Genomic DNA, 23,396 nt, shown 5'->3' with positions numbered 1-23,396 from the left:
AACGCCTATTCACCGTCGAGTTTGGCGAGAAGCCCGAGCGCCTCCTCGGCTATGACCTGTTCCTCGTTGGTCGCCATCACCAGGGCGCATATCTCGCTGGTATCGGCGCTGATCCGGCGTGCATTCTCGCTATTGGCCTCGAAGTCGAGATCGAGGCCGAGCCAGGCGAGGGGGCCGCAGACCTTCTCTCGGATGAGGGGCTGGTTCTCGCCGATGCCGGCCGTGAAGACCAGTGCATCCAGCCCGCCGACGGTTGTCGCCAGTGCCGCGATTTCCCGGGCGATCCGCAGGCAGAACAGGTCGATGGCTTCGGCCGCCTCGGCTGCATCGCTGGCCAGGAGGTCGCGGGTATCGGCGCTCAACCCCGAGATCCCGAGCAGGCCGGAGCGGTGATAGAGCAGATCTTCGAGAGCCTCGGGCGAATAGCCGCGCTGCTTCATGAGATGGAGCGGGACGCCGGGATCCAGGGCGCCGCAGCGCGTGGCCATGGGAATGCCGTCCAGGGTCGAGAACCCCATCGAGGTATCGCGGCTGGCCCCATTGGCGAGTGCGCACAGGCTTGCGCCGCTGCCTAGATGGGCGACCACCACCCGTCCGGTGGCCAGGCGTGGTGCGATTTCTCTCAGCCTGCCGGCGATGAATTGATAGGACAGGCCGTGGAAGCCGTAGCGCTTGATGCCCTGGTCGAAGAGATCGCGAGGCAGCGCGAAGCGACGGACGATATCGGCCTGGGCATGATGGAAGGCGGTATCGAAGGAGGCGGTCTGCACCAGGTGGGGGCGGAGGTGCCGGACGGCCCGGATCAGCCGCACACTTTGGGGCTGGTGCAGCGGAGCCAGGGGAACCAGGTCCTCGATGGCGCTCAAGGTCGCATCGTCGATCAGGGCGGCCCGCGAGAAGACGTCGCCGCCATGGACGACGCGGTGGCCGACGGCCACCAATTCGTCGAGAGAAAAATGTCTGCTCAACAGGTCGAGGGTCTCGTCGATGACGTCGTGGAAGTCCTCGGTGGTTGAGGCCTTCAGGGGAATATCGACGACCTCGGGACCCTCCACGATGTGGAGACCGAGCGGCTTGCGGCGAAGGTCGATGATGCCCATGCCCAGGCGTTCGAGCTTCCTGTCCTCGCGCTTGAACAGCCCGAGCTTGATGGTGGAGGAGCCGGGATTGCAGGTGAGAAGGATGCCGTTCATCGAAAGACTTTCCTTTGGCCGCCACTCTGGCGAGTGCGATCGAGATGGAAGCAACGTCGGCCGAGTATGATCTGCCGGTGAGGACGCCTGGTGTCAGAGCGCAGAAGGCGGGACCCGCCGCATCTGACTCTTTTGGTAAATCAATTGCCGGCCCGGGATGTTCCCGGCTTGGAGCCCCGGCACGACCAGAGTGTCCATCGGTCCTGCGCGGGCGGCAGGCCAACCTATTCGAGAGCGCTTTTGGCTGGCCTTGATGCAGCTCAATGTCGGGGGAAACGCCGAGCCTAGAACAAGAGTGTCATCCAAGGAGATCCGCCGTGCCACTTCGCTGCATTCTGGTTCCCACCGGCCCGGGCATCCGGCCCGAGCGTCGTCTGGCGGCCGCATTGGGGCTCGCCAGGCGCACGCATGCCCATATCAACGCACTCTATGTCAGGCCGGACCTGGAGATCGTGGCTCCGCCCGTTCTTCTGGTCGGCGCAGGCGGTGTCCCGCCCCAATGCAATGCTTCCTGCGAGGCCAAGGCTCTGGCCGCGGCTGGCAGGCAGGCATTCGAACGCTGGTGTTCCAGCAGTCGGGTCGAGCTGCAGCCCAATCGCCGGCTCGATGCCACCTTCGCCTCCTGGACCGAAAGGGGCGGCGACGTCGAGACGCTCGTGGCGCTCAATGGCCGCGTCAATGACCTCATCATCGTCGACAACCCGACCAAAGGCGGGCCCTTCGATGCAGCGGCGTTCGACGCGGCGGTGTTCTCTTCGGGGCGACCGACCCTGATGCTGGGGGAGCGCCTGCCGGACAATCTGCTCCGGCATGTCGTGATCGCCTGGAACGGCAGCCTGGAAGGGGCGCGTGCCGTCGGCCAGTCCATCTCATTGCTGCATGAGGCGGAACGCATCTCGATCGTCACCATTCCCTCCGAAGCGGACCGGCAGAACGGCATCGCGGATCTGGCCGACTATCTGCACTGGCACGGCGTGATCGTGGAGAAGGCGGGGTTGGTGCCGGATCTCGCCGGAAGCGATGGCGAAAAGATCCTGGCAGCCTGCGACCGGGCTGGCGCGACGCTGCTGGTCATGGGCGCCTACACCCATAGCCGCCTGCGCCAGACCTTCCTCGGCGGTTTGACCCAGCATGTGCTCGACAGAGCGGAACTCCCCGTTCTGATGGCGCATTGATCGGGCCGGCTGGCCGTGGCGGCGTCTCCGGCCCGCGAAGGCGAATGTTAGGATCTGCGAACCTATGCTCGCCGAACAGACGAGGAGCGGGATGAGGCAGCCTGGGCCGGAAGGCTGCGCCATGCCCGATCAGGCCGGAAGGACGCCATGGCGGCTTATTGGAATGCATTGTTCGGCGGAATGCTGATCGGAGCCGCCGCCGTGCTCCTTCTGCTTGCCAATGGCAGGGTGGCAGGCATCAGCGGCATTGCCGGTCGCCTTCTGGCAGGCCAGCGCGTTGTCGACAATGGCGCCTTTGTCGTCGGGCTGGTGCTCGGCCCGATCGTCCTTGCCGTCTCCAGTGGATCTCTGCCTGCCATGACCGTATCCACGCCCTGGCCGCTGGTCGTGCTGGCAGGCCTGTTGGTCGGCTTCGGCACGCGGATGGGATCGGGCTGCACGTCCGGGCACGGCATTATCGGCCTCGCCCGTTTTTCACGGCGCTCGATTGCGGCAACCGCCATGTTCCTGGGCGGCGGCTTGCTCACGGCATCCTTGCTGGAGCTGGTGCGATGACGGACGGCAACCTGTTCCGGCCGGCCGTATCGCTGCTGGCCGGCATGATTTTCGGACTGGGGCTTGCGATATCGGGCATGATCGATCCCGCCCGCGTGCTCGGCTTCCTGAATGTTGCCAGTGGCCATTGGGATCCGAGCCTGGTCTTCGTCCTTGCAGGCGCTGTGCTGGTCGCCATTCCCGGTGTTTTCCTGCAGCGTCGCCTGTCTCGTCCCTGGCTCGACGAGCGCTTCCATCTTCCTGCCAAGACCAGGATCGATCGGCCGCTTCTCCTCGGCGCCTTGCTCTTCGGCGTAGGCTGGGGCCTTGCCGGATTTTGCCCGGGACCAGCGATCGCGGCGCTGTCGACGGCGAGACCGGTCGTGTTGCTGTTCGTCGCCGCAATGATCCTGGGAATGCTGGCCTGGTCCCGCCTTGTCGCGAGAGCGGGAGATTGACCTGCGACATCGAGCGGCATGTTTCTCACGGGCTGAAGACCAGGACCAGGAAGACGAAGAACACGCCCAGATGCACGGCGCCTTCCAGCATCGTCGTCCTGGTGCCCGTGAAGGTGAGCGTCGACAATACGAGCGTCATCGCCAGCAAGATCATGTTGGTCGCTGAGAGCCCGAGTACCACATTCTGCCCGGTCAGGAGGCCGATCACGAGAATGGCCGGCACGGTGAGACCCAGTGTCGAGGCGGCTGCACCGAGACACAGATTGATGGCCCGCTGCAACTGATTGGCGGTGATGGCCCGCAAAGCCGTGATGCATTCCGGCGTGAACACGATCATGGCGATCAGAATGCCGCCGAGCGCCGTCGGCGCGCCGAGCCGGGCGATGCCGAAGTCGAGCACCTTGGCCAGGCTTTTCGCCAGGAGGACGATGGGCAGGATGTTCAGCAGAAGCAGGAGGAGAGGCGCTGCGATCGGGCCACCTGCCGCTGCCTCCTCGATTTCCGCCTCCTCCTCTTGCGCCGGAGGCGCCTCGGTCGACGGCTCACGATAGAACTCGGCATGGCGGCCGGTCTGGAGCACCAGGAAGGCGCCGTAGAGCATGAGCGTGAAGATCGAGAAGCTGATCGCCTGGAAACGCGTCAGCGAGCCGTCGCTGACGGAGGTGGTGAAGTTCGGCAGGATCAGCGGGATGACGGCCAGCGGTATGATGATGGCGAGATAGGACGAGGCACCCTTCAGATTGTAGCGCTGGGCGAAGTGCTTCATGCCGCCGAGCAGAAGGCCCAATCCGACCACCCCGTTGAGGACTATCATCAGCACGGCGAACATGGTGTCGCGCCCGAGCGTCGGTGCTCCCTTGGCGCCCAGCATCACGGCTGAGATCAGTGCCACCTCGATGATGACGATCGCGAGCGTGAGGATCAGCGTGCCGTAGGGCTCGCCGAGGCGGTGCGCCAGCACCTCCGCCTCATGTACGACGCCGAACGCCGTCCACATGATCACGGCCAGGAGCCACGCGAAGACCGCCACCGCGACCAGTGGCATGTCGAGCTGTCCCAGCAGGGGATCTGCCAGGAACTGGAAGGCGGCGACGCTGGCCCATGCGGTGGCGAGACGGAGGATCAGGATCGGCATGAAGGGGATGACCTCGGATGTCGAACAGAATGCCGCAGAATGGCTTGACAGCCGCTTCACGGCAAATCCGGGCCGAAGGGGCCGCCATCTGCGAGGCGGCGTCGAATCGCAAAGGCACTTCGAAACAAAGGAGATTGGAAAGAAAAGGCCTCGATCGGGCCTTTTCGGCTTTCTCACCGAAGATGGAGGACCCGAAACCGATCCGGCTCCGCCGGATCTCGATCGACGACCTGGACGGGTGGCCAGGCCCATTGCCAGACACCGATGCCCGGCATGCGGGAGAACCGGATCTCGCCACGGGTGCCTGTAACGGCCAGTTGGGGCCAGGATTCGGCAATGCGCGCCCGATCCGTGCCGTGAGCGTGCAGGGCGGCAGCGAGGACGGCGATGGTGTCGTAGCCTTCGAAGGCGACGAAGGAGGGAGGTTCGGCCAGACGTTCGCGCAGGAGCATCTCGATGCGGGTGCCGAGAGGCCCGAGACGCCCGGGCAGATAGCGCAGGAACGGGATGGCCATGCCATCGGCGCCGAGCAACCTCGCCCATTCAGCGAACTCCGGCTGCCCGGCCGGGGCACCGATCATCATCCCGGCGAGCCGGTGATCGCGGCGGACGGCCTCGACGATCGCCAGGGCCGGCTCGGGGTACCCGACCAGCAGAAGCAAGGCCGTTACGCCAAGGCCGGCGAGTTCGTCGCACATCGCTACGGGGGTGAGCGAGGTCATGTCGAGTTCGATGACGGTGCCGCCGTGTGAGGCAAGGTAATCCCGCAGCAGGCGGACGCCGGATGCCCAGTAGACACTCGGCTGGGTCGCTGCGGCAATACGGCCATGGCCCGCATCAAGGAGGAAGTCGGCGTAGGCTTGCCAGCTGTGGGACTGAGCCGGGGCGAGGCGCGCGACCCAGTTTGTCGGCTGCTCGGCAAGCGCGTCGAGAACTGCCGAAGAGCAGAGGAACGGCAGGCCAAGGGCATCGGCTCTGCCAGCCGCGGCGCGGGCGACGACGCTGTGATATTCCCCCACCAGGGCGGCCGCGCCCAAGTGATTCAATTCATCGACCGCTGCCACGGCTCTTTGTGGGTCGGCGGCCGTGTCCCGGACCAGCAGTTCGAGCACTCTTCCGCCGATGCCGCCGGCGTCATTGACCTCGCCAACGGCCAATTCGAGCCCGGCGAGCAGATGTCGGCCTGCCTCGACCCAGCCAGGCCGGGTGAGCGGAGCCAGAGCACCGATCCGAATGGTCGGCTCGTTGGTCGGCTCTTGGCGAGGGGACGACGTCTTCATGAGGTGGCGTCTCCCGGGATTGGACCGCCATGGGTCGGGATCGTGGGCGGGCGTCAGGGGCGCGAGGCCTGGCGCCCGTGGGAGCAACCCGTTCGTGCCGCTCGAAGACAGCCTCATACAGACGCACCATCGAGGTGCACAGGAACGGTCCCATGCAAATTGCGCCAATCTGTATGGCCGAGGCGGGCCATACAGTTTCTGGACCCGACCAGAGATGCATGCGGCATGTATCGGCAAGGCGGATGGTTCTCGCATGGCCTGTTGCCGGATCTGCAAGGTTGCGGTGGCCTAGTCTGGCGCCGCGCCGATCGGCGGTCCGCCGGGCGGGCGGTGCAGGAAGGTGATCGAGGCGTAGGCGCCGAGCCACGACCCCAGCGCTGCAAAGGCGACATAGACCCAGTTCTCGGTGTAGCTGATGACGGCATAGGACGACAGCAGATACCAGACGCTGCTCCAGGTCGCGGCGGGAACGCGCTTGCGTGCCACCACCGCAGCGGTGAGCATGACATAGACCGCATCCGTGGCGGCGGTTGCCAGCAGGACGGCGCCGGCGGTCACGGGATCGATGGCAGCCATTCAACTTCTCCAAAGTCGGACAGGGGAGAAGCGAATTAAGCCATAGTTGCGGGCTGTTGGCGCCTTCTTGTCGACGCCTCTTCATTCTTGAGGCAGACATTGCTCGGAGAGGCGGGCTGAATCCCGATCTGCAGCTCAGTTCTTCGCCTGCGGCGGCGCTTGCGGTGTTGCCTGCTCCTCATGAGCTGGCCGGCGTACGATCTCGTTCTGCAGGGCTGCGATATGATCATGTGCGACATCGCTGACGGCCCGCTCGATGGCGCGAAAGCGTGCGATGAGAGCAAGGCCCAGGGGCGTGAGGACAGCTCCGCCGCCATTCTTGCCGCCAATCCGGCGCGTGGCGACGGGTTTGCCGAAAATCTGGTTGATTTCCTCGACCAGATCCCAGGCCCGGCGGTAGGACATGCCCATGGCCCGTCCGGCCGCGGAGATCGAGCCGAGCAACGCGATGTTCTCGAGAAGCTCGATTTTTCCGAGGCCGATGCGGCCTTCGGGGCCAAGATCGATGCGCAGGCTCAGGGACGGAGCGGTGTTCCGCCAGCGTTCGGGTTGCGCCTATCTGGTTCGTTACGAGATATAGTGGCATCGTAGAACGCTGTCGGTGCGATTGTCGATGCCGGCAAGTTTCCGCCCCTTTCTTTTCACGGGAGATGTTCGATGAAGATCAGCGCACGGAACACGCTCAAGGGCAAGATCGTGGACATCGTGAAGGGGGCGACGACGGCGCATGTGCGGCTCGATGTCGGCGGCACCATCGTGACCGCTTCGATCACCAATGAGGCAGTGGACGCGCTGAAACTTCAGAAGGGCCAGGAAGCCTATGCGGCCATCAAGGCCTCCGACGTGATGATCGCCATCGACTGAAACAGGATCGGAATAAGCTTCCTCGCCGGGGATATGATCGGGGCCCGCTTCGGATGCACAGGCCCGTCGTAAGGGGGTATCGGCAGGTTGCATCGAGCACAGTTTCCGCCGGGGCGCCAAACCGAGGTTCCCTCGTCGACATCCGCAGGATCCGTCGAAGATAGGCTGTTGCCATCGGGTAGTATTTTGCCTATCGCTATATATGTCAGAATATTGCGATGATCGTGGATCGTCGCTGATTTCCGATCGCTCACTCACGCCACGATGGCGGAATCGCTCCGCCATCACGCAGGTTTGGCACCAACGTTATATCCTAACGAATATAATGAAATACCGGCAAACGTTCGAACACGGGAGGATTTTATGAATATTGCAATCCGCAAACCATCACTCGGTTCCGCTGCCGCGGCATTCCTCGCCAAGCGGCACAAGCTCCTGATCGATGGGGAATGGGTCGATGCTCGCAGCGGCAAGACCTTTGCCGTCGAGGATCCCGCGACCGAGGAGAAGATCGCCGAGGTCCCCGCGGGAGACAAGGCCGATATCGATCTTGCGGTTGCCGCCGCACGCCGGGCTTTCGAGACGGGGCCGTGGTCCCGGATTTCTCCCGCGGAACGCTCCCGTCTCGTCTGGCGGCTCGGCGACCTTCTGGAGCAGCATGCAGACGAATTCGCCGAGCTCGAGGCGCTCGACAATGGCAAACCGGTGACCAATGCGCGCCAGGGCGATGTCCAGGGCTCGATCGACATGTTCCGCTACATGGCCGGCTGGGCGACGCGCCTCAACGGCGAGACCATACCGGTGTCGAGCGCGGGCAATTGGCACGCCTATACGCTGCGCGAGCCGGTAGGCGTGGTCGGCCAGATCATTCCCTGGAACTTTCCCCTGATGATGGCCGCCTGGAAGCTGGCGCCCGCTCTTGCCTCGGGCTGCACCATCGTGCTCAAGCCGGCAGAGCAGACGCCCTTGTCCGCCCTGCGCTTCGGCCAACTCATCCAGGAGGCCGGCTTTCCGGCCGGCGTCGTCAACATCGTGACCGGGTTCGGCGAGACCGCCGGTGCCGCGCTCGCCGAGCATCCCGATGTCGACAAGGTGGCCTTCACGGGCTCGACCGAGGTCGGCAAGATCATCGTCAGGGCAGCGGCCGGCAATCTCAAGCGCGTATCGCTCGAACTCGGCGGCAAGTCGCCGGCCATCGTGTTTCCCGACGCCGATCTCGACCTCGCCATCGCCGGCACGGCCGATGCGATTTTCTACAATCAGGGGCAGTGCTGCACCGCCGGCTCTCGCCTGTTCGCCCACAAGTCGATCTATGATCGGGTGGTCGCAGGGGTCTCGGAAGCGGCGGGCAAGCTGAAGGTCGGCCATGGCCTGGATCCGAGCGTCAATCTCGGCCCGCTGGTTTCCAAGGAACAGCACCAGAGGGTTACCGGCTTCCTGCAATCGGGCCGGGAGGAAGGCGCGGAGGTCGTGACCGGTGGCAGCATCATCGGCAATCAGGGCTATTTCGTCGAGCCGACGGTATTGGCCCAGACCAACCGGGACATGCGTGTCGTGCGCGAGGAGATCTTCGGGCCGGTGGTCTGCGTCCAATCTTATGACGACGACGATCTCGATGCGGTCGCGCGCTTTGCCAACGACACCGAATACGGCCTGCAGGCCAGTGTCTGGACCCGCAATCTCAAGGTCGCCCATATGATGGCCCGCAAGATCAGGGCAGGCACAATCTGCATCAATACCCACAATTACGGCGACCCGGCCTGGCCGTTCGGCGGCTACAAGCAATCCGGCTGGGGCCGCGAGATGGGCAAGGAAGTCATGGAACATTACACCGAGACAAAAGCCGTCGCGGCCAGGCTCTGACGGATCCGCCCGAGCGGCCGTAGCGACGATGCAAAGGCGGGGCGCTCCAGCGCTCCGCCTTTGAGATTTATGGCGCGGCGCCACGTGTGGTTGGCGGGTCGGATTTCTGGAAGGCGGCGGCTTCGGCATGAAGCCAGTCGCAAAACAGGCTGGACTTGCGATTGCGCCTCGCCCGGCGCAAGGCGACATAGTCGTGGCCACTGTCGAGGAACCCCATCGGTGCCTGCAACCGGCCGGAATGGGTGTCCTCGCTGACATAGGGCCATGGCGCGACACAGACGCCGAGGCCGGCCCGGGCGGCCTCCAGCATGAAGTAGAAATGCTCGTACTCGAGGCGCGGCCCGGGCTCGATCGACTGTCCGGAACGCGCATGCCAGTCGTCCCAGGCCCGCAGGCGCGTCCGTGTGTGAAGCTGGGGTACGCCGTCAAGGCCCCTGGGCGATGCCGCGGCCAGCGAAGGAGCAAGCACCGGGCCGGTCTGCTCGGGAAACAGGCCGATGACGTCAGCTCCCTCAGGCCATGGCGGTGCGCCCACACGTATGGCGACGTCGAAGCCGTCCCTGCTGAAATCGACGGGACGGGACGAGGCCGTCAGGCGCACTTCAATCTCGGGAAACTCGGCCTGGAAGCGGTAGAGCCTCGGAATGAGCCAGCGCATGGTGAAGGTGCCGGGGCAGGATACGTCCAGCGCCCCTTGCTCGATATCGGCCACCGAGCGAACCGAGATGTCGATCTGGTCGAAGGCCTTCACCAGCCCGGCCAGCAGGGTCGAACCCGCATCGGTCAGGCGCAGCCTGTTCTTCGGGCCCTCGAAAAGCGCTACGCCGAGAACCTGCTCCAGATGCTGGATCTGGCGGCTGACGGCGCTGTGCGTGACGTTGAGTTCCTCGGCCGCGCGCGTCATCAGGCCGTGTCGGCCTGCCGCCTCGAAGGCTCGCAACGCGTTCAGCGAGGGGATATGCCTTGCCATGTGCAATTTCCGAACAATGAATGTTCGATCATATCGATTTTCATTCTGTAAATCATAGGGTTTCCTATCTCTCGGTCGATATAGTTTTCCATTTTGGAACAAAGAAGGGCGGTCGGCAAACAGATGCCGCGCCTTGTTCCAAGCCAGCGCAGGAGACAGGACATGCACGGCAGACACGGGGACGGCAGCGCCGGTGACGCGGATTACGGCGTGATCGGCAGCGGCTACAGGACCTACCGCCAGCCGGATCCCTACATCGCGCAATTCATCCTGGAGGCCTTGGGCGATGCGGCAACCGTGCTCAATGTCGGCGCTGGCGCCGGGTCCTATGAACCGGTCGATCGCAAGGTGACGGCGGTCGAGCCCTCCGCCTCGATGCGGGCACAGCGGCCGGTTCATCTGTCGCCTGCAATCGATACGACGGCCGAACGCCTGCCGTTCCCCGACCGCAGCTTCGATGCCGGTATGGCGACATTCACGGTGCATCAATGGGCGAATCTCGGGCAGGGGCTGAGGGAGATGCGCCGGGTTACGCGTGGGCCGGTGGTGGTTCTCAGTTGCGATCCCGATGCGCTGGAACGCTGCTGGCTGCATGCCTATGCCCCGGAGATGATCGCCGTCGAGGCACGCCGCTATCCGGCCATGGCGGCCATTGCCGATGCGCTCGCAGGGCATGTCGAGATCCGGCCCGTACCCATCCCGCTCAACTGCATCGACGGGTTCGGCGAAGCCTATTACGGCAGGCCGGAGCGTCTGCTCGAGTCCGGTGCGCGGCTTGCCAACTCGGCCTGGAGTTTCGTCGATCCTGCCGTCGGGGCGCGCTTCGTGGCCGATCTCAGCCGCGATCTCGAGGATGGCACCTGGGACGATCGCTACGGTGGACTGCGCCACCAACCCTTCTTCGAGGGATCCTTGCGATTGATCGTATCGAGACCGTGAGGTGCGATGATGAAGGACGAATTACGCGCCCTGAAGTCGCTGGCCGGTCCTCTACCGACCTTCGACATGGAGGAGGTGCCGGACGATCCGCGGCTTTTGTTTTCCTCCTGGTTCCGCGATGCGGTGCAGGCCGGGGTGGAAGAACCGCATGCCATGGTGCTCTCGACCGTCGACGAGCAGGGGGCGCCGGATGCGCGCATCCTCATCCTCAAGCATCTCGATCATCGCGGTTGGCATTTCGCATCCACCGACCAGGGCCCGAAGGGGCGCCAGATGGCGCTCAACCCCCAGGTGGCCCTGACCTTCTATTGGACGCGGCTCGGACGCCAGGTGCGCATTCGCGGCATGGTCCGGCGAGCGGACATGCATGAGCGCGACGCCGACTTTCTCGCCCGTCCGCCGGGCGCGCGGGCGATTGCGCTCACGGCCAGGCAAAGCGAGAGGCTGGCATCCCCACGGGAGCTGGAGGAGGCGCTCGAACTGCAGCGGGAGCGCTTGCGACAAGGGCCGGATCTGGTTGCGCCGCATTGGGGCCTGTTCATCGTAGCCCCGCGCGAAGTGGAGTTCTGGCAAGGCGACACGGAACGTCGGCATCGACGCCTGCACTACCGGCACGGAGCGACGGGATGGGTACGCGAAAAGCTATGGCCCTGATGGCTTGCTTCCCGCTTGCAGTGCTGCGGGACAGGAAGATGAGGGGACCATGTCAGGCCTGCGTCTCCCGATCGCCGGGCTGCTCCGGTGCGATCGGTTTGAACAGGGTGCGGTCGGGCTTGAGGTCCAGCAACGGGGTGCCGTCGAGACAATCGAGCCCGCGGACCAGCAGGGTCGATCCTTCGAGAGCCACCAGCGTCGCGATCGAGGTGCCGATCGGGTTCGGGCGGACCGGCGAGCGGAGTGCGAAGGTGCCATAGGTGGTGCCGTTGTCGGCCGGGCTCTGACGGACGAGGTCGCGCCGCGACAGATGCAGCCAGTACAACACCTCCAGGCGTTCGAAGCGCTCGATGCCATCCAGTGCTGCCTGCCAGGGCTCGAAGATCTCGATACGGCAGACCGGTCCGTCGGATCGCCCCTGCCGCGGCGCCATCAGTCTGGACGTCCATGGCGTCCGTATCAGGCCAATGAAGACCAGCCCCGCATCCGTCGGCTCGGGAGGGGTAACCGCTACCTCATTCTGCCTGATTTCGCTTTCACGAACCATGCTCAGCTCCTTTTGTGTGGCTTGCTGTAGCGTGCATGTCCCGAGCCTCTCAAGCGCGGCAATCCTGTTGCAATGTGAAATTCCTGGGCCAGCCTCGGTTTCACGATAGCAAAGAGCCGCCGTTGCAGGGGGCACGACCTTCGCCGTCAAGCCAAGGATCGGCTAAGGCAAGGATCGGCGCTACCCTGGCAATCTCTGCCTCGATTTCCTATGGTGCCCCACCACCGGGCGATCGTGGGGTGGCGGAGGCATGGTCTTCGTCCAGCCTCGCACCGGCCGCCGGCATCCGACAAGCCGTCGCACCCGAAGGGCCATGTCCTTGCGGAGTGGCATGCCGCCTCACCACGATGAAAGAAAGTGACGAATTGCGATGAACCGACCTGTCTATCCCGGCGTTGCCGGCCTTTCGAGCTCGGTGTTCTGCAAGAAGGAGCCGCGCAACACGAAGTACATCTTCGCCGAGATCGTCGACTACGTGCTCTCCAGGATCAAGCCCGATGCGGCGCCGGTCACCTTCGTGCAGGTCGGCGCCAATGACGGCGTGCGCGGCGATCCCATCAGCCGGCATGTCATCCAGGGAGGCTGGCGCGGATTGCTGGTCGAGCCCGTACCGGCTGCGATGGAAAGGCTGCGTGCCCATTACGACGCATGCCCCGGGCTGGTCTTTCGCGGCGAGGCAATCTGGTCCGAGGAGGGCAGGCGAGACTTCCACATCGTTCGCGGTGAGGACGTGCTGAGCAGCTTCTCATTGCCGACGATCATGATGCACGAGCTCAAATATGATGATCTGCCCGGCATGATCGAGACCGTGCCGGTCGCCACGCGCCGGCTCGATTCGCTTTGCCGGGAAACTGGATTCGAGACGGCGGATTTGCTGGTGGTCGATGTCGAAGGCTGCGACGACATCGTCTTGCGCACCTTCGATTTCGACCGTCACCGCCCTTCCGCGATCCTGTTCGAGCACGTGGCGCTCTCGGCCGACGCCTCGCAGGCGATCGGCGCGTTTCTCGAAGAGCGCGGCTATGCGATCATCTACGACCGCCATGACTGCCTGTGCCTTCTCGGCGAACGGTTCGAACCGCAGCTGGTCGAGTTCCTCGAGCGGGTCGTCACGGCCGCGCGGGACAATTGAGGAGCAGGCAGAGGGGGCGAACAGCTCGTCTCTCATTCATTTGCTGCCGGCATCGATATTCGGCGGGGGGCGCTCCCTCCGCGCGGCGCGCGGCGGGTCTTCCGTAAAAATCGACGAATCCTGTCTTGGATGAAGCCGCCCGGCTTCGAAGTCCGGACGGCTTCCTTCTGTCGAGAGTCCTGGCATCGGGCCAAGCTCCGGGACCGCCTTGGTGCCCGAAGCCCTGGCCGGCATCAGCCATTTATTTGGCCGGCGAAGCCTGGGCCGCCGTCTCGATCAGCTTGGCGACCGCAGCCGGGTTCGACACCATCACCACATGCGAAGCGCCCTTGACCACCACGGTCTGCTTGGAATGGGCCCGCTCCGCCATGAAGGCGAGAGCCTGCGGTGGGATGTTGCGGTCCTTGTCGCCATAGACGAACCAGGAGGGGATGGTCTTCCAGGCCGGCTCGGTCGAGGCTTCGCCGAGCGCGGCCTCGGCGATCGGGCGCTGCGTGGCGGCCATTAGCTTTGCCTCGCCCTTGGGCACATCGGCGGCAAACTGATCGGGGAATTTGGCCTGCTGGATATAGAGATCCTTGCCGCCGCCCGAGATCGGTACCGGCGGGGCCAGTGTTGGCCCGAGCGTCGAACCGGGGAACTTCCCCGTGAGTCCGATAGCGGTCTCGCCGGTATCGGGCGCAAAGGCCGCGACATAGACGAGGGCCTGGACATTGGCCCTGCCGGCAGCTGCCTCGCTGATGACGGAACCGCCATAGGAATGGCCGACCAGGACCACAGGCGTCTTGATGCTGTCGATCACGCTGGCCACGGAATCCGCATCCCCGCGCACGCTGCGCAGCGGATTGGCGGCGGCGACGACGGGGTAGCCGTCTTTTTCGAGGCGCTGGATCACGCCGTTCCAGCTCGAGGCATCGGCAAAGGCGCCATGCACGAGCACCACCGTCGGCTTGCCGCTCTCCGCCAGTGCGGGCGCGCTCAGCAGCAGGGCGCCGGCGACGGCCAGCCCCTTCGCGAAGTTCTTCATCGGATTTTCCTTCGGGTTGTCACCCGCAGCCTGTGTCGGGTGGAGGATGAAAACGCCCGGCTACATCTCGGGGGCGAAGGTGGCGCGCATGGCGGCCTCTTCCTGCCGGATGCGGGTCACCAGGGGAATGAGATAGAGAGGGATGCCGATCACCAGCGTCCAATAGGCATTGAGAACCAGAGCAAAACCAATGAGTTCCGGCAGGATATTCAGAAAATAGTTGGGGTGCCGCACGAACGAGAACAAGCCGCTCTGCACCCGCCGATGCTGCGGGCTGATGATGATCTTGATCGTCCACAGGCGGCCGAGCGAGCGGATGACCGAGACGAGGACGAGGGCGGAGGCGAGATAGACCACGATGCCCGCGGCAGACACCAGCGTGTTCGGCTCATGTAGGCCGGCCGCCGCCTCGGCGACCGCGCAGATGTAGTAGAGCACGTGAGAGGCAGCGAGGAAGATGCTGTTCTTCGCGCCATATTCGGTCGCGCCGTCCCTCTTCAAGGCCTTCTCGTGCCGTGCCGAAATCACGAGCGTGATGAGGCGCCAGGCAAAGGCGGCGACGGCGAACAGGATGAGATGAAGCGGCATGTGAATTCCCGGATCGTCAGGAGCAGGGCGCTTTAGGGCGCCAGCTTGGTAAAGACATAGTCACGCGCCTTCACGCGCGCCTCATGGCAGGCAAAGCAGGTCTCATGCTGGGCCTGGTCCACCGGCTTGCCGTCGATGAAGCGCCCGAACCCCCAGCCGCCCGTCGCGGCATATTTCTTCGAATCCTTGACCATCACCTGCACCGTGGTCGCCGGCCCCGGCACCAAGGCGGATTCGAATTCAGGCGACTGGACATGCTTCCAGGCAAGCTTGACCAGCACTGTCCCGTCGGGGAAGGGCAGGGTCCCGGCGCGATAGGCGTCGAGCGCGGTCTTGTTGCCGAGCACGGTGCGCAGTTCGTTGAGGGGCTCGTGTTCCAGCGCCGGGGCGACCAGTTCCCATTGCCGGTAGCCGTCCGGAATGGTGACGCCATAGATCGGCGAGGCCGGCTTGGGTTTGCTCTTGGTGATGTCTGTGTCCTGGGCGAGTGCCCCGGCCGCGGCGACGACCACAGCCACGAGGCAGGCCCCGGCCAAGGGCATGATCACTGAGGTCTTCATCAGGAAGCTCCTTCGCCTGGTTCAGAAACGGGCAACGTCGAGCATCGCCTTGGCGAAGGCTTCAGGGGCTTCCTGCGGCAAATTGTGGCCGATGCCGCCCGTGATCAGGCGATGCTCGTAGCGGCCGGAGAACCGCTTGGCATAGGCCGCCGGTTCCGGATGAGGCGCACCATTGGCATCGCCCTCCATGGTGATCGTCGGCACGGTGATCGTCGGCAAGGCGGCGAGCTTCTTTTCCAGCGCGTCATATTTGGCTTCGCCCTGTGCCAGGCCGAGCCGCCAGCGGTAATTATGGATCGAGACGGCGACATGGTCGGGATTGTCGAAGGCCTGCGCCGAACGGGCGAAGATCGCATCATCGAACTTCCATTGCGGCGAGGCGAGCTCCCAGATCAGCCGGGCGAAATCATGGGTATATTTCGCATAGCCGGCCGCGCCCCGATCGGTGGCGAAATAATATTGGTACCACCACTGCAGTTCAGCCTTCGGAGGCAGGGGCGCCTTGTTCAGTTCCTGGCTGCCGATGAGATAGCCGCTGACCGAGACCAGCGCCTTGCAGCGCTCGGGCCAGAGGGCAGCGACGATATTGGCGGTGCGGGCGCCCCAGTCATAGCCGCCGATGACGGCCTTCTCGATCTTCAGCGCATCCATGAACGCGATGATGTCGCTGCCCAGCGCCGCCTGCTGGCCATTGCGAGGCGTGTCCGCGGAGAGGAAGCGCGTGCTGCCATAGCCGCGCAGATAGGGCACGATCACGCGGTAGCCGGCGGCCGCCAGGATCGGCGCGACATCGACATAGCTGTGGATGTCATAGGGCCAACCATGCAGCAGCAGCATGGGCGCGCCATCGGCCGGCCCGGCCTCGGCATAGCCGACATCGAGCACACCGGCCCTGACCTGCTTGAGCGCGGCGAAGGACGTGTGGGTGCCACGGCCGGAGGCGGGCGCGGAGGAATTGGCTTGCGCACTGGCGGTACCGATTGCGCCGAGCTGCGCGAGAACGGCACCGAACGCCAGGGTGCCGAGCAGGCCGCGGCGCGATTGATCGATCTGTTCCGACATCGACATGATTCCCGATTGCTGAAGTTGTGACCGTAAAAAGCCGCAACACTGTATCGGCCTTATGTCGCCATCGCCTGGATTTGAAAGGCTGTGTAAGCCCGTTCCGCCTCGATACACAGTGATACAATCGACCATCGCAGCCGCCGGCATGGGTGGCCTTTGGGAACGGCGCCTGTATGGCAATGTATCGGCACGCCAGCCGGATACAGCAGGATGCGGATCGGGGGCCGCGGGGACATATCGGGCAAACATGGCATCGACAAAGACAGGGCACCGGCGGCCGGGCTGCCGTGAAATGAATGGAGTTGCCCCATGTCTTCAAACAAGATGTCTTCGACCAATTCGTCTTCCCCGAGCAATTTGCCTTCGCATGATTTCGGTACGTCCCGACGCAGTTTGCTCAAATCGGCCGCCGCCGCAGCGCTCGTCGGCCTGATCCCCACCGCGCTCTACGCGGCGGAAGCCGGGAGCGATATCAGGCCCTTCAAGATTGCCATTGCCGAGGAGGATATCGTCGATCTGCGCCGGCGCTTAAGTGCCACGCGCTGGCCTGAAGAGACGGTGTCCGACTTTTCGCAAGGGGTGACGCTGGCAAGGCTGAAGCCGTTGGTGGCCTATTGGGCGCAATCTTATAACTGGCGCAAGGTCGAGGCCCGGCTCAATGTCCTGCCGATGTTCGTGACCGAAATCGACGGCCTCGACATCCATTTCATCCATATCCGCTCGCCGCACGCCAAGGCCATGCCGATGATCATGACCCATGGCTGGCCGGGCTCGATCCTCGAATTCATGAAGGTGATGGATCCGCTGGTCGACCCCACCAGATATGGCGGCAAGGCCGAGGATGCCTTCCATTTGGTGGTGCCCTCGATCCCCGGCTTCGGCTTCTCGGGCAAGCCGACGGCCAGGGGCTGGGGCTCCGACCATATCGGCCGGGCCTGGTCCGTGCTGATGCGGCGCCTCGGCTATGAGCGCTATGTGTCGCAGGGCGGCGACTGTGGTTCGGTGATCTCCCACCGCATGGCCCTGCAGAAGGTGCCCGGCCTGATCGGCATCCACGTCAACATGCCGGGAACGGTGCCCAAGGAAATCGCCGCGATCCTGACGGCCGGCGGCCCGGCGCCGGCAAATCTCACGCCGGACGAACGGCGGGCCTTCGACGCCCTCGATGTCTTCTACAAGGACAGTTCAGGCTACGCGACCATGATGGTCACGCGCCCGCAGACCATCGGCTATTCCCTGGTGGATACTCCCGTGGGCATGGCCGCCTGGATGTACGAGAAATTCGCGACCTGGACCTATAGCGGCGGCGATCCGGAGAAGGTGCTGACCAAGGACGAGATGCTCGACGACATCTCCCTCTATTGGCTGACCCAGACGGGCGCTTCGGCGGCCCGCATCTATTGGGAAGACCATTCCAACAATTTCAACGCCGTCGATATTCCCGAACTGCCGGTCGCCGTCACGGTCTTCCCCGGCGAGATCTATCGCGCGCCCCGGAGCTGGGCAGAGCGCTGCTACCGCAACCTCGTCTATTTCAGCGAGGCGAAGAATGGCGGCCACTTTGCGGCGTGGGAGCAGCCGGAGCTGTTCGTGCAGGAAGTCCGCGCCGCCTTCAGGTCGCTGCGCTGAGGCGATCACCACCGGCGTCCGCCCATCCAGGCGGGCGCCATTGAAACCTTGACGTTGTTGTTTGCCCGCTTTGGCAGCTTTCGTGGAGAGATCCGCAAGGGTTGTGTCGGTCATGCGGTTCTTCGTCGAGAAATACGGCAGGCAGTGGCGAGATTCCCGGCGAGAACTTTGCTGTGTTCGCGGCTTTCGCCGCGCGCGATGAGCCCAAGGTGACGAAGAAATTGTAATGATATTATTGATCTCAACAGCACCCGTCGCTTCGGCGGGTGACTTTTTATTTGCAATTCACCAACGGGTGTAATTGTCTGAAAAAAGCACCAGAACGAGAAGGGGGACATCGGTATGAACAACTCGACCCGCAGCCGTCTCGGGGCGCTCGCCATGCTCGCCATGTCGCTGGCCGTGACGCCGGCCCTGGCGGAGGAGCCCATCGCGCTCGGCTGGGTGGGCCCCCTTTCCCCGCCCGGCAATTACTCCGGCGGGCAGGAGATGCAGTGGGCCGTGCAGCTCGGCGTCGATGAGATCAACAAGGCCGGCGGCGTGCTCGGCCGCCAGCTCCAGGTCACCTACGAAGACACCAAGGGCCAGCCCGCGGAAGGCAGCGCGGCGGCGGTCCGGCTGATCACCAAGAACAATGTTTCGGCGATCTTCGGCGAGTTCCATTCTTCCGTGGCCCTGGCCGAGATCGAAGAGGCGCACAAATATGGCGTGCCCTGGGTCGGCACCGATGTCTGGGCCGACGACGTCACCGCCAAGCAATATCCGGAGGTCTTCCGGGTCTCTCCCGCCAACTCGCTGGTCTACGTCAAGGCCGCCGACTGGACGGTGGAGCAGGGCTTCAAGAACGTCGCCATCATCGCCGAGAATACCGATTTCGGTCAGGGCGGCGCCAAGATCATCGCCAGCGAACTCCAGGCCAAGAACGTCGCCAACACCCTGGTCACCATCGACCTGAACCAGCAGGATTTCACCCCGGCCTTGCTGCGCCTGATGAGCCAGAGCCCGCGCCCCGACGCCATCCAGATGGTGATTGCCGGCCAGGCTCAGTACCAGCTGGTGAAGCAGGCCTGCCAGCTCGGCCTTGCCCCGACCGCCGAGACCAAGCTGATCGGCTCGTCCGGCCTGCTGCAGAAGGAGGTCTGGGAGGTCACGGGTGCCTGTGCCAAGAACCTCCTGATCGTCAATGTCGCCCAGCCGAAGTCGCAATGGAACGACAAGGCCAAGGCGTTCGTGGCCGCCTTCACCGAGCGCTACAAGCGGGCGCCCACAGGCGTTGCCCTGGAAGCCTATGATACGCTGGGCGTGGTGGTCGAAGGCATCCGCAAGGCGGGGTCCGCCGACCGCGCCGCGATCGTCAAGGCCCTGGAGGCGGTCAAGTATGAAGGCGCCAACGCCACCTACAATTTCCCTGCGACCAAGACCCCGGCCTGGGCCTTCCACCAGTTCATGGATGTGCCCTTCACCATCATCCAGTACACGGCGGAGAACCAGAGCCCGGAGGAGGCGGCCATCGTCTATCCCAAGAACTGGGCGACCACGGACAAGATCCTGCCTTGATGGCGCGTACCGACGGATGCCGGCTTTTTCCGCCGGTCCTCGCCCGTCGCAGCCGATGGTGAGAGGATCATGAGCTATTTTCTTCTTCTCGCCGTCAACGGGCTGGTGATCGGCCTGATCTACGCGCTCATCGCCTCCGGCCTGACGCTGGTCTTCTCCGTGTTGAAGGTGGTCAATTTCGGCCATGGTTCGCTCTATATGCTGGGCGGCTATGCCTCCTACTATTTGATCACCGGCCTCGGCCTGCATCCGCTGCTCGGCGTCGCCGGCGCGATGATCGGCCTGTTCGTCTTCGGCGTCGCCTTCGAGCGGCTGGTGATCGCACCGATGTATACCGACAAGGTCGAGCGCAAGGACGAATATGCCATCATCGTCACCTTCGGCCTTACCATCCTGCTCACCAATCTCGGCCTCGTCGTCTTCGGGCCGTTCGCCAAATCGCCGCCCTCCTTCATGGCGGGGGTCTTGATCGCCGGCCCGCTGATCCTGCCCTATGACCGTCTGATTGCGGCTGTCGTCGCGGTGATCCTGCTGGCGGGGCTCGCTTTCTTTCTCAAGCGCACAACGCTCGGCCAGGCGCTCGACGCCGTCAGCCAGAGCCGTGAATCGGCGGCCGTCATCGGCATCGATCCGCATCGCATGTATACGGTTGCCTTCGGCCTTGGCTCGGCCCTGGCCGGCGGGGCCGGCGCGCTGATCGCACCGGTCTTTGCGCTGTCGCCCTCGATGGGCGACCTGCCGGGCGTGCAGGCCTTCATCATCATCGTGCTCGGCGGCATGGGCTCGGTCGGCGGTTCGATCGTCGGCGGTATCCTGCTCGGCCTCGTCCAGAGCCTCGGCGTCGGCTATTTGCCCGATCCCAACCGGGCGCTGGCCTATACCCAGGCCTTCGGTGCCTTGCTGCTCGTCATCACCCTGCTCGTGCGGCCGACCGGCCTTTTCGGCCGCTCGCATCTGCGCCTCGAATAGGCCGGGAGACCATGGCGCGATTCTCCCTGTCCCAGGCCGTCCAGGCCATCCTGCTGATCGCGGCGCTGCTCGCGCCACTGGGCGCCGGAACCTATTGGATCCATGTCGGCGCCATCGCCTGGTACTACGCCTTGCTGGCGGCGAGCTGGGCCATGCTTGCCGGTTTCGCCGGGCAGTTCTCCTTCGCCCATGTCGCCTTCGCCGCCCTTGGCGGCTATGCCTCGGCGCTCGGCACCAGCCTGCTCGGCTTGCCGCTCGCCCTTTCCGTGCTGCTGGCAATCATCCTCGCCGCGATCGCCGGCGCGCTGATCGGTGCCCTGGTGCTGCGGTTATCCGGTCCCTATCTCGCATTGTTCACGCTCGCCCTCGCGGAGATCTTCCGCATGGTGCTGGTGGCCGAGGAGGGCATCACCCGCGGCATGCTCGGCCTGCCGGTGCCGACCCTGTTCGCGGGTCGGTCGGACCTGCCCTATTACTATCTCGGCCTCGGCCTCGTCGTTGCGGCCATGCTGGCGATGAACGGCTTGTTGGCGACGCGTGTCGGGCTGTTCCTGCGCGCCATTCGTGAGGATGAGGGCGCGGCGCGGGCCAGCGGCATCGACACGACGCGCTACAAGATCCTGGTCTTCGTCGTCACCAGCATGATCGCCGCAGTGGCCGGCATCTATTACGGGCATTTCATCGGCATTCTGACGCCGAACATCGCCATCCTGCCCGAGATGGGACTGGTGATCGCCATGGCGGTGATCGGCGGCATCGAGAGCCTGCCCGGCGCGGTCATCGGTGCCGTCGTGGTCTTCGTGCTGTCGGAATTCCTCAGGGCTTATGGCGAATGGCGCTTCGTCCTGATGGGCCTGGTGCTGATCCTGGTTCAGCGCTTTGCCCAGAACGGCCTTTTTCCGCTGATCGAACGCTGGAGCCGTGCGCGCCGGACTAGGCAGGCAGGCCAACCAGCCGGGAAACGCCATGCCGAGTGAGAGCGCAGCCTTCTTTTCCGTCAACGGTCTCGCCAAGCATTTCGGCGGCATTCATGCCGTCGAGGACCTGTCCTTCACCCTGCAGCGCGGCGAGATCCTCGGCCTGATCGGCCCCAATGGTTCGGGCAAGACCACCACCATCAACATGGTCACGGGGGCGTTGAAGCCCGATGGCGGCAGCATTGAGGTCGAGGGCGCCGACATGGCGGGCCAGCCGGCCCATCTCTATGCCCGCTGCGGCATCGCGCGCACCTTCCAGGTGCCGCGGCTGTTCCGGCGCATGACGGTGATGGAGAACCTGATCGTTCCCGCGCTGTCGGACGCCTCGGAACGCCGCCCAACGGCCGAGGAGCGGGCCCGCGGCGTGCTCGCCTTCCTCAGGCTCGAGCACCTAGCCGATCATTATGCGCGCGCGCTCTCCGGCGGCCAGCAGAAGCTGCTGGAACTCGGCCGTGCGCTGATGCTGCGGCCGCGCCTGCTCCTGCTCGACGAACCCTTTGCCGGCGTGCATCCGCGCCTGCTCGATGAGATCGTCGGGCATATCCGCAGCCTGAACCGGGACGGCCATACCATCGTGCTGGTCGACCACAATCTCGATGCGGTGCGCTCGGTCGTCACCCGCGTGCTGGTGATGGCACGGGGCCGCAAGATCGCCGATGGCGCCGTGTCGGACGTGCTCCGCAATGCCGACGTGGTACGCGCCTATACCGGCACGCGCATGGGAGGGCCTTGAGATGAGTCCGGCCCCGGCCCCCGCCGAGCCCCGCTGGAGCGACCGGCCCGGCTTGCTGGCCTGCGAAGATCTCGTCGCCGGCTATACCGGCGACATCGACATTCTGCGCGGCCTGTCCGTGAAGGCCTGGCCCGGCCGCATCTCCTGCGTGGTCGGGCCGAACGGTACCGGCAAGTCGACCCTCCTGAAATCCCTGTTCGGATTCCTGCGCCCCAGTGCCGGCCGCGTGCTGCTGGGCACGGATGACATTACCGGCAGCCCGCCATTCCGGATGCTCGGCCTCGGTGTCGCCTATCTGCCGCAGCGGCCGAGCCTGTTTCCCCATCTGTCGGTGGAGGCCAATCTCAAGCTCGGCCTGTGGCATGCGAGGCCGAAGAAGCCGGTGCTGGCCGAGCGTCTCGATAGCGCCTATCAGCGCTTTCCCGTCATCCGAGAGAAACGCAGCCAGCCGGCAGGCCAGCTTTCCGGCGGCCAGCAGAGGCAGGTCGAGATCGCCCGCAGCCTGATGGCCGACCCCTCCGTCTACCTGATCGACGAGCCGACCGCGGGGGTGGACCCGCAGACCAGCGAGACCATCTACGACATCGTGCAGGGCCTGGCGCGCGATCTGTCGAAGGCGGTGCTGCTGGTCGACCAGGACATCCGCGCCGCACTGGCCATCACCGATTACGTCTATGTGGTGAAGAACGGCACCGTCTTCTCGGAAGGCGAACGCGACGATTTCGGCACGGACACCGATGCGCTGGTGGCGCGCTGGCTTTATGCGAGCGGGGAATAAGACCGGGTCATGAAAGGCCTGCCTCAAGGAAAGCCATTACTCTGAGCGACAGTTTTGGGGAGCAGGTCTGAAGACCACCTCTTTCAAGGTGTTTGCTCACAGTCCGAAACCTATTGGGATTACGAAGGTTGGCGCTGCCCCTCACCTTACCTCACCCCGTAAGAACGGGGCGAGGGGGCGCAAGCGTTGCGAT

25 protein-coding genes are annotated in these 23,396 nt (G+C 64.5%); 14 read left to right on the top strand and 11 right to left on the bottom strand.

The genetic code is table 11. The features are described from left to right. Window positions 1-5 precede the first annotated feature (5 nt). Window positions 6-1,193 (bottom strand): acetate/propionate family kinase, encoded by a 1,188-nt coding sequence (locus tag ABXS05_RS15675; RefSeq protein ID WP_367624546.1) that lies wholly within the window; start codon window positions 1,191-1,193, stop codon window positions 6-8. Between the two features lie 317 nt (window positions 1,194-1,510). On the opposite strand from ABXS05_RS15675, the gene ABXS05_RS15670 reads away from it, so the two are divergent. From ABXS05_RS15670 to ABXS05_RS15660, 3 genes are all read left to right on the top strand, one after another. Further along, a complete protein-coding gene (locus tag ABXS05_RS15670) occupies window positions 1,511-2,368 on the top strand; it encodes a universal stress protein (RefSeq protein WP_311943472.1) in 858 nt (285 codons plus the stop codon). A 114-nt stretch (window positions 2,369-2,482) separates the two neighbouring features. After that, window positions 2,483-2,923 carry a YeeE/YedE family protein gene (locus ABXS05_RS15665; protein WP_311943623.1) on the top strand — a complete coding sequence of 147 codons (441 nt, stop codon included), beginning with the start codon at window positions 2,483-2,485 and terminating at the stop codon, window positions 2,921-2,923. Beyond that, on the top strand, window positions 2,920-3,360 hold the full coding sequence (locus ABXS05_RS15660) for a DUF6691 family protein (protein ID WP_311943470.1): 441 nt from the start codon (window positions 2,920-2,922) through the stop codon (window positions 3,358-3,360). Before ABXS05_RS15665 ends, ABXS05_RS15660 begins: the two co-directional genes overlap by 4 nt. Before the next feature lie 25 nt (window positions 3,361-3,385). On the opposite strand, the gene ABXS05_RS15655 is transcribed toward ABXS05_RS15660, so the two are convergent. The 4 genes from ABXS05_RS15655 to ABXS05_RS15640 form a co-directional block, all read right to left on the bottom strand. After that, a complete protein-coding gene (locus ABXS05_RS15655) occupies window positions 3,386-4,495 on the bottom strand; it encodes a calcium:cation antiporter (RefSeq protein ID WP_311943467.1) in 1,110 nt (369 codons plus the stop codon). A gap of 173 nt (window positions 4,496-4,668) precedes the next feature. Further along, window positions 4,669-5,775 (bottom strand): ABC transporter substrate-binding protein, encoded by a 1,107-nt coding sequence (locus tag ABXS05_RS15650; RefSeq protein WP_367624545.1) that lies wholly within the window; start codon window positions 5,773-5,775, stop codon window positions 4,669-4,671. A 288-nt stretch (window positions 5,776-6,063) separates the two neighbouring features. Beyond that, window positions 6,064-6,351, bottom strand: coding sequence for a hypothetical protein (locus ABXS05_RS15645; RefSeq protein WP_367624544.1), 288 nt, complete (start codon window positions 6,349-6,351; stop codon window positions 6,064-6,066). A 135-nt stretch (window positions 6,352-6,486) separates the two neighbouring features. Then, the gene (locus ABXS05_RS15640) at window positions 6,487-6,864 is read right to left on the bottom strand and encodes a winged helix-turn-helix domain-containing protein (protein WP_311943621.1); all 378 of its coding nucleotides are present in this window, start codon (window positions 6,862-6,864) and stop codon (window positions 6,487-6,489) included. A 144-nt stretch (window positions 6,865-7,008) separates the two neighbouring features. Here ABXS05_RS15640 and ABXS05_RS15635 point away from each other — a divergent pair, with 144 nt between their 5' ends. Continuing rightward, window positions 7,009-7,215: a TOBE domain-containing protein gene (locus ABXS05_RS15635; RefSeq protein ID WP_068284405.1), complete on the top strand. Its 207-nt coding sequence runs from the start codon at window positions 7,009-7,011 to the stop codon at window positions 7,213-7,215. Between the two features lie 363 nt (window positions 7,216-7,578). After that, window positions 7,579-9,078, top strand: coding sequence for an aldehyde dehydrogenase family protein (locus ABXS05_RS15630; protein WP_311943460.1), 1,500 nt, complete (start codon window positions 7,579-7,581; stop codon window positions 9,076-9,078). 67 nt (window positions 9,079-9,145) lie between these two features. On the opposite strand, the gene ABXS05_RS15625 is transcribed toward ABXS05_RS15630, so the two are convergent. Next, on the bottom strand, window positions 9,146-10,048 hold the full coding sequence (locus tag ABXS05_RS15625; RefSeq protein ID WP_367624543.1) for a LysR family transcriptional regulator: 903 nt from the start codon (window positions 10,046-10,048) through the stop codon (window positions 9,146-9,148). A 162-nt stretch (window positions 10,049-10,210) separates the two neighbouring features. Here ABXS05_RS15625 and ABXS05_RS15620 point away from each other — a divergent pair, with 162 nt between their 5' ends. Both ABXS05_RS15620 and ABXS05_RS15615 read left to right on the top strand, forming a co-directional pair. Beyond that, window positions 10,211-10,987, top strand: coding sequence for a class I SAM-dependent methyltransferase (locus tag ABXS05_RS15620; RefSeq protein ID WP_367624542.1), 777 nt, complete (start codon window positions 10,211-10,213; stop codon window positions 10,985-10,987). Window positions 10,988-10,993: 6 nt separating this feature from the next. Then, a complete protein-coding gene (locus ABXS05_RS15615) occupies window positions 10,994-11,641 on the top strand; it encodes a pyridoxine/pyridoxamine 5'-phosphate oxidase (RefSeq protein ID WP_311943455.1) in 648 nt (215 codons plus the stop codon). A 52-nt stretch (window positions 11,642-11,693) separates the two neighbouring features. Here ABXS05_RS15615 and tsaA read toward each other — a convergent pair whose 3' ends face one another. Beyond that, window positions 11,694-12,188: a tRNA (N6-threonylcarbamoyladenosine(37)-N6)-methyltransferase TrmO gene (gene tsaA / locus ABXS05_RS15610; protein ID WP_311943453.1), complete on the bottom strand. Its 495-nt coding sequence runs from the start codon at window positions 12,186-12,188 to the stop codon at window positions 11,694-11,696. A gap of 370 nt (window positions 12,189-12,558) precedes the next feature. Here tsaA and ABXS05_RS15605 point away from each other — a divergent pair, with 370 nt between their 5' ends. Then, window positions 12,559-13,320: an FkbM family methyltransferase gene (locus ABXS05_RS15605; protein WP_367624541.1), complete on the top strand. Its 762-nt coding sequence runs from the start codon at window positions 12,559-12,561 to the stop codon at window positions 13,318-13,320. 241 nt (window positions 13,321-13,561) lie between these two features. Here the strand turns inward: ABXS05_RS15605 and ABXS05_RS15600 are convergent, their stop codons facing one another. Genes ABXS05_RS15600 through ABXS05_RS15585 form a run of 4 tightly spaced genes read right to left on the bottom strand, consistent with a single transcriptional unit; the run spans window position 13,562 to window position 16,557 of the window. Beyond that, the gene (locus ABXS05_RS15600) at window positions 13,562-14,347 is read right to left on the bottom strand and encodes an alpha/beta fold hydrolase (RefSeq protein ID WP_367624540.1); all 786 of its coding nucleotides are present in this window, start codon (window positions 14,345-14,347) and stop codon (window positions 13,562-13,564) included. Between the two features lie 60 nt (window positions 14,348-14,407). After that, window positions 14,408-14,935 carry an isoprenylcysteine carboxyl methyltransferase family protein gene (locus ABXS05_RS15595; protein ID WP_367624539.1) on the bottom strand — a complete coding sequence of 176 codons (528 nt, stop codon included), beginning with the start codon at window positions 14,933-14,935 and terminating at the stop codon, window positions 14,408-14,410. 32 nt (window positions 14,936-14,967) lie between these two features. Next, a complete protein-coding gene (locus ABXS05_RS15590; protein ID WP_367624538.1) occupies window positions 14,968-15,495 on the bottom strand; it encodes a cytochrome P460 family protein in 528 nt (175 codons plus the stop codon). A 21-nt stretch (window positions 15,496-15,516) separates the two neighbouring features. After that, on the bottom strand, window positions 15,517-16,557 hold the full coding sequence (locus ABXS05_RS15585; protein ID WP_367624537.1) for an alpha/beta fold hydrolase: 1,041 nt from the start codon (window positions 16,555-16,557) through the stop codon (window positions 15,517-15,519). A gap of 327 nt (window positions 16,558-16,884) precedes the next feature. Between ABXS05_RS15585 and ABXS05_RS15580 the strand changes: the two genes are divergently transcribed. From ABXS05_RS15580 to ABXS05_RS15555, 6 genes are all read left to right on the top strand, one after another. Next, window positions 16,885-18,189, top strand: coding sequence for an epoxide hydrolase family protein (locus tag ABXS05_RS15580; RefSeq protein WP_367624605.1), 1,305 nt, complete (start codon window positions 16,885-16,887; stop codon window positions 18,187-18,189). A 342-nt stretch (window positions 18,190-18,531) separates the two neighbouring features. Continuing rightward, entirely contained in the window at window positions 18,532-19,746 is a 1,215-nt protein-coding gene (locus ABXS05_RS15575) for an ABC transporter substrate-binding protein (RefSeq protein ID WP_149249900.1), read from the top strand. 69 nt (window positions 19,747-19,815) lie between these two features. Continuing rightward, entirely contained in the window at window positions 19,816-20,715 is a 900-nt protein-coding gene (locus tag ABXS05_RS15570) for a branched-chain amino acid ABC transporter permease (protein ID WP_149249899.1), read from the top strand. Between the two features lie 11 nt (window positions 20,716-20,726). Next, window positions 20,727-21,692 (top strand): branched-chain amino acid ABC transporter permease, encoded by a 966-nt coding sequence (locus ABXS05_RS15565; protein WP_367624536.1) that lies wholly within the window; start codon window positions 20,727-20,729, stop codon window positions 21,690-21,692. Then, entirely contained in the window at window positions 21,682-22,425 is a 744-nt protein-coding gene (locus ABXS05_RS15560; RefSeq protein ID WP_367624535.1) for an ABC transporter ATP-binding protein, read from the top strand. The genes ABXS05_RS15565 and ABXS05_RS15560 overlap by 11 nt, the downstream gene beginning before the upstream one ends. A gap of 1 nt (window position 22,426) precedes the next feature. Beyond that, entirely contained in the window at window positions 22,427-23,203 is a 777-nt protein-coding gene (locus tag ABXS05_RS15555) for a branched-chain amino acid ABC transporter ATP-binding protein (RefSeq protein WP_367624534.1), read from the top strand. Window positions 23,204-23,396: the final 193 nt, after the last annotated feature.

It is taken from the genome of Labrys neptuniae, assembly GCF_040797145.1.
Lineage (GTDB): Bacteria > Pseudomonadota > Alphaproteobacteria > Rhizobiales > Labraceae > Labrys > Labrys neptuniae.
This window is presented reverse-complemented; position numbering and strand designations above follow the sequence as displayed.

What these genes read in the sequence shown, in the direction of transcription:
- ABXS05_RS15675 (WP_367624546.1), bottom strand. Translation starts at nt 1,193, where the DNA reads ATGAACGGCATCCTTCTCACCTGCAATCCCGGCTCCTCCACCATCAAG.
- ABXS05_RS15660 (WP_311943470.1), top strand. Translation starts at nt 2,920, where the DNA reads ATGACGGACGGCAACCTGTTCCGGCCGGCCGTATCGCTGCTGGCCGGC.
- ABXS05_RS15655 (WP_311943467.1), bottom strand. Translation starts at nt 4,495, where the DNA reads ATGCCGATCCTGATCCTCCGTCTCGCCACCGCATGGGCCAGCGTCGCC.
- ABXS05_RS15650 (WP_367624545.1), bottom strand. Translation starts at nt 5,775, where the DNA reads ATGAAGACGTCGTCCCCTCGCCAAGAGCCGACCAACGAGCCGACCATT.
- ABXS05_RS15645 (WP_367624544.1), bottom strand. Translation starts at nt 6,351, where the DNA reads ATGGCTGCCATCGATCCCGTGACCGCCGGCGCCGTCCTGCTGGCAACC.
- ABXS05_RS15635 (WP_068284405.1), top strand. Translation starts at nt 7,009, where the DNA reads ATGAAGATCAGCGCACGGAACACGCTCAAGGGCAAGATCGTGGACATC.
- ABXS05_RS15630 (WP_311943460.1), top strand. Translation starts at nt 7,579, where the DNA reads ATGAATATTGCAATCCGCAAACCATCACTCGGTTCCGCTGCCGCGGCA.
- ABXS05_RS15625 (WP_367624543.1), bottom strand. Translation starts at nt 10,048, where the DNA reads ATGGCAAGGCATATCCCCTCGCTGAACGCGTTGCGAGCCTTCGAGGCG.
- ABXS05_RS15620 (WP_367624542.1), top strand. Translation starts at nt 10,211, where the DNA reads ATGCACGGCAGACACGGGGACGGCAGCGCCGGTGACGCGGATTACGGC.
- ABXS05_RS15615 (WP_311943455.1), top strand. Translation starts at nt 10,994, where the DNA reads ATGATGAAGGACGAATTACGCGCCCTGAAGTCGCTGGCCGGTCCTCTA.
- tsaA (WP_311943453.1), bottom strand. Translation starts at nt 12,188, where the DNA reads ATGGTTCGTGAAAGCGAAATCAGGCAGAATGAGGTAGCGGTTACCCCT.
- ABXS05_RS15605 (WP_367624541.1), top strand. Translation starts at nt 12,559, where the DNA reads ATGAACCGACCTGTCTATCCCGGCGTTGCCGGCCTTTCGAGCTCGGTG.
- ABXS05_RS15600 (WP_367624540.1), bottom strand. Translation starts at nt 14,347, where the DNA reads ATGAAGAACTTCGCGAAGGGGCTGGCCGTCGCCGGCGCCCTGCTGCTG.
- ABXS05_RS15595 (WP_367624539.1), bottom strand. Translation starts at nt 14,935, where the DNA reads ATGCCGCTTCATCTCATCCTGTTCGCCGTCGCCGCCTTTGCCTGGCGC.
- ABXS05_RS15590 (WP_367624538.1), bottom strand. Translation starts at nt 15,495, where the DNA reads ATGAAGACCTCAGTGATCATGCCCTTGGCCGGGGCCTGCCTCGTGGCT.
- ABXS05_RS15585 (WP_367624537.1), bottom strand. Translation starts at nt 16,557, where the DNA reads ATGTCGGAACAGATCGATCAATCGCGCCGCGGCCTGCTCGGCACCCTG.
- ABXS05_RS15580 (WP_367624605.1), top strand. Translation starts at nt 16,885, where the DNA reads ATGTCTTCGACCAATTCGTCTTCCCCGAGCAATTTGCCTTCGCATGAT.
- ABXS05_RS15575 (WP_149249900.1), top strand. Translation starts at nt 18,532, where the DNA reads ATGAACAACTCGACCCGCAGCCGTCTCGGGGCGCTCGCCATGCTCGCC.
- ABXS05_RS15570 (WP_149249899.1), top strand. Translation starts at nt 19,816, where the DNA reads ATGAGCTATTTTCTTCTTCTCGCCGTCAACGGGCTGGTGATCGGCCTG.
- ABXS05_RS15565 (WP_367624536.1), top strand. Translation starts at nt 20,727, where the DNA reads ATGGCGCGATTCTCCCTGTCCCAGGCCGTCCAGGCCATCCTGCTGATC.
- ABXS05_RS15560 (WP_367624535.1), top strand. Translation starts at nt 21,682, where the DNA reads ATGCCGAGTGAGAGCGCAGCCTTCTTTTCCGTCAACGGTCTCGCCAAG.
- ABXS05_RS15555 (WP_367624534.1), top strand. Translation starts at nt 22,427, where the DNA reads ATGAGTCCGGCCCCGGCCCCCGCCGAGCCCCGCTGGAGCGACCGGCCC.